At 40.4% G+C, this 12,312-nt stretch carries 10 protein-coding genes; all 10 read right to left on the bottom strand.

All coding sequences use genetic code 11. The features are described 5' to 3' along the window. Window positions 1-16: 16 nt before the first annotated feature. The 10 genes from ACYVIY_RS27140 to ACYVIY_RS27095 all read right to left on the bottom strand — a co-directional run bounded on the left by ACYVIY_RS27140 (window position 17) and on the right by ACYVIY_RS27095 (window position 12,310). Window positions 17-397 (bottom strand): VanZ family protein, encoded by a 381-nt coding sequence (locus ACYVIY_RS27140; protein ID WP_460979746.1) that lies wholly within the window; start codon window positions 395-397, stop codon window positions 17-19. A 47-nt stretch (window positions 398-444) separates the two neighbouring features. Then, entirely contained in the window at window positions 445-1,296 is an 852-nt protein-coding gene (locus tag ACYVIY_RS27135) for a glycosyltransferase family 2 protein (RefSeq protein WP_460979745.1), read from the bottom strand. 12 nt (window positions 1,297-1,308) lie between these two features. Then, window positions 1,309-1,887, bottom strand: a complete 579-nt coding sequence (locus ACYVIY_RS27130) for a WcaF family extracellular polysaccharide biosynthesis acetyltransferase (RefSeq protein WP_460979767.1) — start codon at window positions 1,885-1,887, stop codon at window positions 1,309-1,311. A gap of 39 nt (window positions 1,888-1,926) precedes the next feature. Then, the gene (locus ACYVIY_RS27125) at window positions 1,927-3,108 is read right to left on the bottom strand and encodes a glycosyltransferase family 4 protein (RefSeq protein WP_460979744.1); all 1,182 of its coding nucleotides are present in this window, start codon (window positions 3,106-3,108) and stop codon (window positions 1,927-1,929) included. A gap of 41 nt (window positions 3,109-3,149) precedes the next feature. Further along, complete coding sequence (locus ACYVIY_RS27120; RefSeq protein ID WP_460979743.1) at window positions 3,150-4,292, bottom strand: glycosyltransferase; 1,143 nt, start codon at window positions 4,290-4,292, stop codon at window positions 3,150-3,152. Between the two features lie 798 nt (window positions 4,293-5,090). Then, entirely contained in the window at window positions 5,091-6,263 is a 1,173-nt protein-coding gene (locus tag ACYVIY_RS27115; protein WP_460979742.1) for a glycosyltransferase family 4 protein, read from the bottom strand. Continuing rightward, the gene (locus ACYVIY_RS27110; protein ID WP_460979740.1) at window positions 6,260-7,723 is read right to left on the bottom strand and encodes an O-antigen polymerase; all 1,464 of its coding nucleotides are present in this window, start codon (window positions 7,721-7,723) and stop codon (window positions 6,260-6,262) included. The genes ACYVIY_RS27115 and ACYVIY_RS27110 overlap by 4 nt, the downstream gene beginning before the upstream one ends. Before the next feature lie 21 nt (window positions 7,724-7,744). Then, window positions 7,745-9,136 (bottom strand): lipopolysaccharide biosynthesis protein, encoded by a 1,392-nt coding sequence (locus ACYVIY_RS27105; RefSeq protein WP_460979739.1) that lies wholly within the window; start codon window positions 9,134-9,136, stop codon window positions 7,745-7,747. A gap of 116 nt (window positions 9,137-9,252) precedes the next feature. Continuing rightward, a complete protein-coding gene (locus ACYVIY_RS27100; RefSeq protein ID WP_460979738.1) occupies window positions 9,253-9,921 on the bottom strand; it encodes a sugar transferase in 669 nt (222 codons plus the stop codon). Window positions 9,922-9,985: 64 nt separating this feature from the next. Then, window positions 9,986-12,310, bottom strand: coding sequence for a GumC family protein (locus tag ACYVIY_RS27095; protein ID WP_460979737.1), 2,325 nt, complete (start codon window positions 12,308-12,310; stop codon window positions 9,986-9,988). Window positions 12,311-12,312: the final 2 nt, after the last annotated feature.

Below are 12,312 nucleotides of genomic sequence, written 5' to 3'. Positions count from 1 at the left end.
TAATGCTCCTGAGCTTCTACAAAAATTTGTAAGATACTGCTTTGCCAATAACCCACTTGATCAACCACACCAGCACCATACTGCCACCTGCACCCAGCGCTCCCCAGAAGACATCACCCCAGTCAAAATGCCGAAGTGGTAGAATAAGTTGTCCTACTTCAGCGGCAAGTGCAAGGAGAACAGTAAATCCCCATACAATTAGCCACCAATACCACTCAGGTGATTTACGTACTAGTGCAATGCCACTGAGTATACCGAGCAGAACAAAAGGAACTGCTGTACGGATGTTCATATTAGCCCTGCTATCTGTCCATTGGCCTAACCAGTTTGGTAAATAACCATACTTGCTTAGCTCTGGCTGAGGGAGCCAGCTAAATAAAAAAACAGCGGCTATCACAACCGCTATACAGAAGCTAAGTAGGATAAACCGCACATTACCTCGAGTTAGATTGAAGCAACTGAGTTCTTATCTTTTTCACGTTGGGATATTAGCAGCTCTCTTGTTTTTATCACAATGAAGTACTCATACACAGCCTGAAGGGTAGCATTGGTTAGCCCGGCGTAACCATCCAGAAAAGATCGGCGCCATACAACCAGATACAACCATTTAATTATCGGGCGGCCTGGAATCTTATAAAAAAGTCCTTTCTGATGGTACCGACGCTCACTAAAATCTGAGCTGAATAAAGCCTTCTTCAACGAAAAATGGATGTCATTTTTGTGCTCTTCAATCCACCGTTGAGCCTCCATAGTCGAATACGTATTATGCTTATTCAACCAGTGATGGAGACCTTTGGAGTAAGGGTAGTGTTCGAAATAGCTGTCCACGTCTTCAACAACTCCATCAACTTCGAGTACTTCATTAACCTCACGATGATAACGGGCTTTACCCCGGCGAACGAGACGAATGTAAAATGGTGTCATCTGAGAATGTTGCAGCCAGGTATCGCCAAAATAGTCTCTGCGTCGTATCCGAAAGCCGTTTACTGAATCGGGAGCCTGATCTATTCTTTGCTTCAACTCGTTAACAAGCTGCTGGGGCACCCGTTCATCAGCGTCCAGAATCAATACCCACGGATACAAAAAGTGTAACGTATCTAGAGCCGCATTACGTTGTGAGGCATACCCATCGAAACGACGTAACGTAACCGTGGCTCCTGCGCTTTTAGCAATCACGACGGTCTGATCGTCGCTAAACGAATCAAACACATGGATATCATCACACCAGGACACTGATTCCAGACAACCTGGGAGATCCCCCTCCTCGTTTTTCGTTAATATTAATACTGAAATCATATTGAATGGACTTCACTGGTGAGAGACTAGTAGAGGAGCATCGTACTCTCTCCTTTTTAGCGGCTTACAAGGGTGACCAGCACACACCATCCAGGCAGGCATGTCTTTAGTCACTACTGATCGAGCCCCGATTACGCAGCCGTTGTCAATTGTCACACCCGGATGAACAAAAGCTTCGGCGGCAACCCAGGCAAGATCACCAATGTGGATCGGTTTCGTAATCAATGGAAAACCAGGTTTTGTGTAATCATGAGTGCCAGCGCACAAATGGGCTCCCTGTGAAACAACCGCTCTATACCCAATCGTTATCACACCCTGAGAATATAAGATAACGCCATTTGCCACGCCACATTCATCGCCTAATACAAGGTTCCACGGAGCCCATATCTTAACATTTGGATATACATGCACATTTTGTCCGACCTTAGCCCCAAAGCACCGCAAAATGAATGATCGCCACGCATGAAAAGGTTTCGGCGTGAAACGGAATAATAATGTATACACAACACTCCAGCATACTCTAAAAAGACGATTCCTTAACGAGAAGGATGGACCTGTATACGTATTTTGATTGTAGTCTGGACTGATCATAGAGCTTAAAAGTGATACGTTGAATGAAATCAATACGTATTACTTGGTTGCGGCATTAATAGCAGATAAAGCACCTTGCGCGAAAAGATCTAAACCCCAATTTTTTATGTGTTCTCTGCCATTAATTCCTAAAGTTTTAGAAAGCTCAGGATTAGTAACAAACTTCTTTAACAATCGATATAACTGATCAACATCTGAAGGATTAAACGTATATCCATTTACATCTTGCAAAACTAAGTCGTATGCACTTCCAACATTTTCGGAAACTAAAACCGGAGTTCCGCAAGCCATGGCTTCATTAACGACTAATCCCCACTCTTCGTAAAGACTTGGAAGTATAAACGCTTCGCAACGAGAAAGAAATAAAGGAGTTTTATCTATTTGTTGAAACGGGTAGAATACAATATGGGGCCCTATAATCTGCTGATCGACCGTGGCGAGTCCATCAACCACCAATAGCCCCGTCGAAGTAGCTAAGTTACGTAACTTTTCTTCATCAGGACCTTCACCTACTAAAACCAAACCCACATCAAGGCTTGGGACATCGCTAGCTAATCTTGCGTAGGCTCGGATAAGTACGGATAAATTCTTTTTGGATACAAATCTTCCTAAATTAAGAAAGTAACGCTTAGGCAGGTTGTTGATTGGCAGTTGGTCTGTGATAGTAGACCAGTATACAGCTTGTTGACTGAAGTAGTCTACATCTACAGCATCATACCCCATGAATACATGAGATGGTTTTTGTCCATAGGCACAAGCATACTTTACCTGAGGGGTACCTCCAACTAAAGCTGCATCAAAAAGACGTACAACAAAATGCTTTAGTAACCTGCCTAAAATATTTGCTTTCTCAGTTCCATGCCAAGACTCATTCATTAAAATAGTCTTACATCTAGTAAACTTTGCCCCCAACAAACACAATAGATTAGGAAGTGGAGAATAACTTGGTAAAAAAATAACCTCGATATTTTTTGACTTTAAATTTTTTATCAACTTATAAGCAACTTTATAAGATTGCAGAAAACCTGCAGGCGCACTTTCGGACAAAGTAACAACCTCTATATCCTTTGAATCAACTTCCTGCCAGTTATACGTATTACTTATTGATGAAAACCTGAATGCTAGTAGTGTACTCTCTGTAGAAAGCAGTGCGTCCCTTAAAGATTGAATCCTGGCAATATGGTAAGGACCTAATTCTGGAAAAATGATTCCTACATTCATTTTATAAGATACTCAGAACTTAACACCAGTTATCTGATCAATTAGTTATGATTTTTAGTATGTGAAGATATGATATTCATATACAATCGTAAAGAACTTTCTGGGTTAAACTTATCCAAAATATATTGCTGTGCCTTACTGGACATTGTTGAAAGGTTTGACGAGTTAAGCAAAAACCATTCTAAAGAATCAACAATGTCTTCCACACTTAAATTAATGACTAACCCTGCTCCATAGTCAGCTACTTCTGACATATTGCAGTGTTTTGTCAATATGACAGGAAGCCCATGAGCCATTGATTCGAGTGCTGCATTAGGTAATCCTTCACTTTGTGACGGCAAAATAAACATATCAGCAGCCGCGAAGTGATTATTTTTTTCATGACCAGTTACTAAGCCCGAGAATTTTACTATGTTTTGTAAGTTATTAGTACTGATAATAGTTTCTATAGATGTTTTATAGTCATTATCAGAGAAATCGCCAGCTACAAGAAGTTTAAAATCTCGCTTATTAACAGGTAGGTGAGCAACTGCTTCCAACAAGATATGTAAGCCTTTTTTGGGATGTATACGACCTAAATATAATAATGTAGGCACATCTACCGGGATATCTAACTCTCGTTTTGCTTCTGCTTTGCTACGTACTTGTGTTGGTAGTTCGACCCCGTTTGGAATAACTAATACTTTGGATGAATCTTTTGTATATAATTGTGCATTTTTGGCTTCCTCATCACTATTGACAATTATACCAGTAGCCTTATTTAAGTTATGTTTCAAATATGCAGCAAACCCTAACTGCTTTTTCAAGAAATTTCTTTTAACAATATATGGTTCAAGCATTCCACATACTCTTAAATAGATAGGCTTATCAGCAACCCAGGATAATCTTAACGCTAACCCATCTACTGGTCCCCAGATTCCGGTCGTAAATAATACATCGTACTCTTTAATCAATATATATAGCTCTCTGACGACACGAATCAAATTAAAAAAAATAGGAGCTGCGTTAAAGTAATAATAATTTACTTTCTCATGTAATAGTACGTTGTCAGGTTCTTTTTGTAAGCAAGCAACGGTTATCTCCAGATTTGAATTATTAGCTAGCAAATCAGTTATTCGAGCAACTTCATTTGCTGGCCCTCCTGATCTGGAAGACATACTCTCAATTAAAAAAAGTACTTTCATTAAATCTGGAAATTTCAGATCATGCCAGTTTAATTCAAGAGGACACAATCAAAAAGAAAATTTGCTATACTGAATGTGTTACTTTAAGCCTAAAATAACCACATATAATGCACTACGATACAAATTTTGTCATCACTATAAGTTTTTAATATATAAACTTTGTTACATAATCTTTTAATTTGTTCAAAATTGTTGGAAACAAATTAGAAGTAATATAGATTGTATTCCTCTGGAATTGATAACTTTTTTCTAATGTTTTAAATAATTAAATGTGGGCCAAAAGTCAACTGAATTAGTAATCTGTTTAAATATTCTACCTAAGCGAGAACCGCTACTTATATTCTCGAAATCTGAGCATTCCTCTCAGCATTTCCAAAACTACTATTGAAGAGTCCACAACAGGAGGGAAAACACCAAATTTGTAGACTAGATCATATTCGCCTTCTGCGAATTGAGTGTTAGTTCTTTTCCTATCCATAAGGATAGAGCATCTAATCTTAACTTTATATTATGCATATTGATTATGGATGACATGAAAGCAAGAGCAAAGTGATATTCCCTATTTTTACCCTTCGTATTATGCATAAGATCATACGAACAAGACATAGTACTATATTGGATGTTAGTTTGCGTTCCCATATAAATTATATATCAGAATTCTTAATCTAATATAGGTTCAACTAACTAGTTGTGTTGTCTTGTTTTTAACGACAACTTACAAGTTGATCGACATCAAACAAGTTTATCCCTTAAAATAAACATCTATAGTGAAGTTTAGAAGTGAGTTACGATTCAAAGTTAAATTGTTTCAGTCTGCCTCATTTTTGCTGATAATTGTAGTCTTAGCTTTTCTACTGCTACGTCCCAATTATCTAAGGTCTGAGCCGTTTTAGACGCTTGATAGGACATAGATTCTAATATATGAGGACTGTCTGCCAAAATTTGCAATTTTTCTAATATCAAATCTGGATCAAATGGTTTGACAATAAATCCTTCTATACCATCATCAATAAGATCGTTCCCCCCTGAATTTGTCGTTGTTACTAACGGTAAACCGTATGACAATGCTTCTCCTTGCACTAAAGCGAGACCCTCTTCTATACTTGGTAATATAAAAACGCTCGCACGTTTATACTGATATTCAAGTAAGTCTCCTTTAAGAGGACCTGTGAAAATAACGTTTTCGGGCATTTGCACATTCTCTAAACCAGTGATCCGAGTTTTAGGACCAACTATTACAAACTCTTTGTTTGGATGTCTAAGCTTCTTAAATGCTTCTATAGCGTATCTTAATCCTTTTCTATAATGTAGTTGCCCTACATACAATATTCGAAATGTAGAATCCCCTTTTTTATTTATTTCTGTAGAATTTCTAAATAACGGTATACCAAAATTAACTTTCAGTATTTTGTCAGGTGCAAATCCTTGCTGTATGAATGAGCTTTTAACAAATTCGGAGGGGCAAAGAATTAAATCGGCTTGCTCATAAGCTAACTTACGTAACTCTTTATCAGGTACAAATTCATCAGGAATAGTTGTTTTTAGACGATCATATTCTAGTTTCATCAAATCACAGTGAGTATCAACATGACTATTAACTTCCTCCAAAACGCAAAGGGTGGGTGAAGAATTACGTTTTAGTAAATTCACTGTTCTGTAACCCTGTGTTCGATAATATATGAATACGTCTGATTCCATGGCCCACTTGTATGAAGCTATATCCAATTTAATATTGGAAAGCTTATTAAGTTTCGAAGTTAATGACTCTGGAAAGTGTAGCATCAAACTTGCTACATACAACGTTTGGAAAAAATCGTGTCTTTTAAGCTTATCACCTATGCTTGGCAAAGCTGAGCGGGGGCTTAATCTGCTAAAACCTGAGACGAAGGCATGAAGATTACCTGCTTTATTCATAGCTTCTGCGTATGGATAGTGATGTGATCTATTTGGCGCAGTGTAGGTAATCTTCATCTTTTTATGAAATTAATAGATTTTGTTAAAAGTACGAATAGTATGATTGGATAAAGAAATGTAATCAGTGCGAAGAAGGAACGGTATCCCCAAAACATTAAGAAAACGCTTACGCCTAAGACTCCGATAGTCATAGGAATTTGCTTAGTTGAACGAGGAATAATTGCATCAAAATAAAGAAGAAACAATACGTAGGTAAATGCATATACAATGAGGCCGATAAGTCCGCCAGATAAAAAAGCTTCGCCAACCACAGAATAAGTTAAGCTTGTTGTACCCATTGTAAGTGGCCCATCTACTATAAACGCTGACATGGACGAAATATCTTTTGCGCCATCCAATAATGGCTTTTCTGGCCAAAGAAATCGAGGTATTGGATTTGCTAAAATTGCAAAAAAGTCATTAAATCCTTTATACGCGTATTTATTAGGATGACTGTTTATAATAAGACAAAAAAGATACATGTTATTATCTCTGTGGGTCTTCGTAGGATCAAAAGAGGTGGCTGATTCTAAGCCCTGAGACCTTGCTGCTGCTGCGGGGTCCAGGATAACATCTAAAAGCCCACCGCGAAAGCGGACTTGAATCTCCATTATACCAATAATTAAGAAAAATATTAACAGAGCTACGCTCCAGAATTTTAAACCTTTATCCCAATTGTAGTAAAAGAGAAAAAATATCATTGGGGCGGCTACAAAAATCATTATGCCTCTTGAACCGCTTAAGAAGAAACTAAATATGACAAGTATTCCGCAAATGAGGCAAATTAACTTAGACGCAAGTGCGTTTTTATCGGACGTAACAAATGCGATAGAAGCAAATAAAGGTGTTAGTTGCCACAACCATTCAAATGGTAGCATTAAAGAATCAGCTCCTCCGGCAGATTCGCGTACAATTAGGCCAAATCCGCCCCCTTCGGAACGCCCGGCAGTTATTGCCTTCCATAACGTCTCAGATGAGCCGTGAAAAATAAAAAAAACAAATAGAGGTATTATAAAACTTGCTATGGTTAACCATGCATAGCCCGAAGGTTTAATATTTATCTTTTGTAAAAAATCCAGATTTCTTACAAACGTTGGTGTGAGTTTAGTCCAGGATATATAGTAAAACAAATTTAAAAACACCTGAAAGATACTGATCCAATAAAAAGCGTTTAACTTACTTGAAGCCGTGCTGTATACGAATGCGTCGTATCCTGGTAATATAGCTTCTAGATACAGGAACCATATTGGCGCAACATTAATGGCACATAGACAGCTGAAGACTAGTGGGAACTGGCGAATTGCTATTAAATAGCCTATTGAGAATAGAGAAATAAGAATAGAGATACTGCCACAAATAATTACAGCTTGTTCTGACTCAGGGAAGAATACAAAACAAAATAAATAGAATGTTGAAGCCAACACCTGTAGTATTGTATTATATTTAGCTAGTTCTCTTAAATACAAGGTATTAACCATTCTATATAGATTAATTTATATTTACTCACTAAGAGCTTTATTAGTTACGTTATTTAAAAACCTCGTCTTAAGTTGTTTATAAGTTAATTTTGTGTCAACGTATATACCATTGGTAAAACTTCTCCAATTATCATTAGTGAGTTGAAATGATTTATTTAATACATAAGGTATCATAATAAGATCTACGATGAGCGTAGAGATTGCAGCACCGTATAAGCCAATACTATACGACAGGATACTACAAACAAGTATGGAGAGTAAACAAGCACCAAGATAACGGCTTGCTAATCCTTCATGACGATTGCAGGCCATATGTACCACACTACTTGTATACCAAAGTGCATTAAATGGAATTGGTAATAAAAATACGAGTAGCAACGCCTGAGGTAGTTCAATGGTTGACCCAGTCCACAAACTATATATAGTTTGTCCAAATACGGCTAGTATAAGCACGCCAATGTAAGATAAGGCAATTGATGCGAAAACGCCCGTCCGATGTAGTCGTGCTGCTTTTGAGAAGTTGCCTTCGCCAATGAGAATATTTATCTCTGGCCAGATAACCTGGTTAATCAATTCAAGCACCTGGTTAGCTGATCTTACAAGTGTTCTGACCGTACTAAATGTAGCTACTGCAATAGGGCCAAGAATGCCTTGCACTACGAACAGGTTTCCCTGAAATATTAAGGCATGACCAAGGGGGATAGCCTGAAATGCCATTCCTTTTCTAAACAAAAACCTCGCACTCGTAAAATCAGCGTCTTTGCTTGAAAACTTAATGCTGGGTAAAGCTCTTACGCTAATTATCTGTAAGGCAAAACTATGTACTATAGTTGAAGCCAGTATTCCCAATGCGAGTATGTCAAACCTGGTTGTGAGCCTTAGGATAATAAACGTTACTAGCAGTTCGAGCCAGGGCCTGAAGCTTGAGAGCGCTATGTAATAATGAGCCTTTCTACCGGCACGCAGCCTTCCGCCGAACAGTTCGTTTGAGAAGGATATGAATACGGATATTGTTAAGTAGATAACTGTAAGCGATAACTCGTTACGTCTTGACGGATCAATGCCTAGATATGCGCAAATGGGAACAATGTATACAGTTACGCCTATCAGTACGGTCCCAATTAGGCTGATGATAGCAGTTAATAACAGACTAGTAGAAAAAACTTCTCGTGCCTTCTTTAGTTCGCCAGAGGCATGGGCCATGGCTAGTTCGTTGGCACCGACGCTGCCGAAACCTAAGCTTGCCAGTTGGAGCCAGGCGGGCAGCGAATAGATAACCATCCATCGGCCAAAATCTTCAACGGATAAGCTATGTAGGAATAGGGGTATTTGTAGTACCCGGAATATAACAACAGATAGTTTCCCCCAGGCGCTCGCAAACGTGTTTCTCAGCAATATTTTCTTGAGCTCCATGGCTTATGGCGTTACTGGGATTGACAAAGTCAATGCGCTTGTTACGTAGTTTTAGACAGTTATTCGGGTAAGGTCAGGCTGCATTATCAATCAATTCGGCTAGTTGACTGTACTTTCTACCAGACATTCATATTTCCTTTGACCATAGATTTGATGGTTAGCCAACAGATCCACAAATCCAGTATCAGATTCTTTTTTCGATTATAGAAGCGATCATACTTAACCCGGTGCTGCATCTTCATCAGATCCGATGTTTCGCCCCGGCAGCCCCGTACCTGAGCCAGACCTGTAATGCCCGGTTTAACCCGGTAGCGCTTTCGGTAGTCAGGCATTACATTCCAAAACTGAGCACTGTGCTGAATGGCATGGGGACGTGGCCCGACAACGCTCATATCACCAATCAGGACGTTGAGAAATTGTGGCATTTCGTCAAGATTGGTCCGTCGTAAGAAACGGCCAATCGGCGTTACGCGATTGTCGTTTTGAGTAGCTTGTCTAAACTTTGCTCTGGGATCGTGGACCATTGTTCGAAATTTCAAACAATGAAAACTACTACCCCGGTAACCGGTACGTTTTTGAATGTAAAAAATGGGTCCTGGTGAGCCTATCCGAATTAGTAACCCGACCAATGGTATCAGCCAGGGCAATACAAAGAGCGTGATCACCAGGGCAAAACTGATATCAAACAGCCTTTTACCGATGTTTCTATAAACGGAATTAGAGTGCCGGGTCCGTGGCTCTGCGTAGACATACAAGGGTTTGTAGTGCGAGTCAAGACTTAGCATAGAAAATGAGAATCACGTTTAGACAAAAAGCTGTGAATAGTTGTGACACGGCTGAAACAGTACGTTAGGCCTTACCGCTCCCCAGGCGACGCTTTTTCGTCGGTTCTTCATAGTAATCGCTATAACTGTAGTAGTACGATTCGCCTTCGCCAACTCCGTTCAGGATAATACTTAACTTCTGAAAACGCTGCTCTTTGTATAGCGTGTCGACCATTTTAATGTAGGTCTTTGGCGTGTGATCGTGACGTACCATATACATTGTTGCATCCGCAAAAGGCGCTATCAATTGCGAATCCGTTACCAGCCCAATAGGAGGGGAGTCGACTAAGACATAGTCGAAACGAGCTTTGAGTTCCTCGAATAACTGACTTAACCGGTCAGAACTTAACAATTCAGAGGGATTAGGGGGTAGAGGCCCGGCCGTAATGATAAAATAATTCTCAGTGCCTAGAATTGGTTGTATCAACTCGTCGATGGTCGACTCGCCGATCAGGTAATTGCTTATACCCGCCCGGTTCTCGATATGGAGACTTTTGTGGAGTTTGGGCTTGCGCAAATCCATCTCCAGAATCACCGTCCTGCGGCCGACCAAGGCTAAACTGGCTCCCAGATTTAAGGAAACAAACGACTTGCCTTCGCCACTAATACTGGACGTGAACAGAAGTACCTGACTTTTGTGTGGATCACTACGTAGGAATTGTAGGTTGGTACGTAACGCCCTGATCTGTTCGCCTATAACGGAATGCATGCGTGACTTGAATATTAAGCTCTCGCCAGCATCTTTTTTATTTTCAACCACTTCGCCGATAATCGGTATCTGCGTAACGGCCTCTACATCTTTCCGGCGTAAGATTCGGTTGTTGAGGGAATCCTTGACCATAATCAACCCGGCCGGAATAAGCATACCAATCATCCCAAACAGCAGAAAAACCGTGCTCTTCACAGGGCGGATCGGGAGGTTGTCGGTGAAGGCAGCATCAATGACACGACTGTCTGAAATAGTTGAGGCAGCAGACAGCGCGGTTTCTTCCCGTTTTTGCAGCAGGTACGTATACAATCCGTTTTTGATGGATTGCTGACGGGTAATGTTTAGTAAGGCGCGTTCTTTACCCGGCACGGTACGAATCATACCTTCCATCCGCTTATTGTTGGCGACCAGGTGATTCCGACTGCTGGTGAGTTGCTGACGTATGGTTTGTATATTCTCATTGATGCCTTCCTTGATCGTTTTGATCTGGCTGTCCAGCGATTGAAGCAATGGACTATTGACCGCCATCGTTCGTGAGGCTTCTTCCCGCTTCAACTCAAGCTCCGATACCTTGGTGAGCAGGCCCGTAAGAACCGGATCGCTTAATCCTAACGTAGCAGGGGTGATACTTTTCTCGTTCGATTGATTCTGCACATAGCGCTCAATCTCACCTAGGCCACCCAGGCGCATGTTGATCTCGTTTAACTGGGCATCATTTCCCTGTACAGAAGCCAGAAACGTTTCGGCCTGGACGCTCAGGTCCGTTATACCCTGTGTCGATTTGTAAAGTTCTACTTCTTTCTCAACAGTCGAAAGTTCGCCGGATATCAGCCCCAGCCGTTCCTCGATAAAACTAAGCGTGTTATTCGCTTCCTTATTTTTATCGACAATCGCTTCCCGGTTGTACTCGTTTACGAGCTGATTCAGCACTAATTCACCTTTATCCGGAACGGCTTCTTCTAGGCTTAATGTAAGGACAGTTGCCTGTTTAGTCACAGGCTCGACCTTTAAGCGCTTCAGATAATCTTTTACCGCGATAGAACGCGGAAATACTTCCGCCAGCAGGGGAGGCAGACCAGCATTAAGTGGCTTTCGCACAAAAATCCGTAGTCGACCGTATGGGGTTTGAATGCTTTGGTTTACGGGGTAGTTTTTGCCATTCAACTGTACCGTCTTTGCATCTACAAAAGCAAGCTCAAGTTTATCCGTGTATAGCTGTGAGTTGGCCTTCTCGACGAGTATACGAATCGGCGATTCACTGAAGATTTCTTTATTATAAGTGGTAGTTGGCTGATAATAATGAACATCGAGTCCTAAACTCGTGACCACCCGTGTCATTAAGGTATGCGACTTCAGTATTTCAATTTCATTCTCAATAATCTTGCTCGTGCTGAACAGATTAAGCTCTTTCAACATACTCGCATCGGCAGAAGCTCCTTCTTTTTTATCGTCTTTGATCAGTAGCGTAGTTTGAACCCTATACACAGGTACCTGGTACAATAAGTATAGGTAGGCAGCCCCTACGGCTAAAATCATTGACAGCAAAAACCAGGGCCAGCTTCGCACATAGCGCATCAATGTGGCCCGGAAATTAGGCTGCTGATCCACATCGTAGAATTGAGTATATGAATTGGGTACCATAA

It is taken from the genome of Spirosoma knui (assembly GCF_054780635.1).
This window is presented reverse-complemented; position numbering and strand designations above follow the sequence as displayed.

Coding starts and splice junctions, on each gene's coding strand:
- ACYVIY_RS27135 (WP_460979745.1), bottom strand. CDS start 1,296: ATGATTTCAGTATTAATATTAACGAAAAACGAGGAGGGGGATCTCCCA.
- ACYVIY_RS27130 (WP_460979767.1), bottom strand. CDS start 1,887: ATGATCAGTCCAGACTACAATCAAAATACGTATACAGGTCCATCCTTC.
- ACYVIY_RS27125 (WP_460979744.1), bottom strand. CDS start 3,108: ATGAATGTAGGAATCATTTTTCCAGAATTAGGTCCTTACCATATTGCC.
- ACYVIY_RS27120 (WP_460979743.1), bottom strand. CDS start 4,292: ATGAAAGTACTTTTTTTAATTGAGAGTATGTCTTCCAGATCAGGAGGG.
- ACYVIY_RS27115 (WP_460979742.1), bottom strand. CDS start 6,263: ATGAAGATTACCTACACTGCGCCAAATAGATCACATCACTATCCATAC.
- ACYVIY_RS27110 (WP_460979740.1), bottom strand. CDS start 7,723: ATGGTTAATACCTTGTATTTAAGAGAACTAGCTAAATATAATACAATA.
- ACYVIY_RS27105 (WP_460979739.1), bottom strand. CDS start 9,136: ATGGAGCTCAAGAAAATATTGCTGAGAAACACGTTTGCGAGCGCCTGG.
- ACYVIY_RS27100 (WP_460979738.1), bottom strand. CDS start 9,921: ATGCTAAGTCTTGACTCGCACTACAAACCCTTGTATGTCTACGCAGAG.
- ACYVIY_RS27095 (WP_460979737.1), bottom strand. CDS start 12,310: ATGGTACCCAATTCATATACTCAATTCTACGATGTGGATCAGCAGCCT.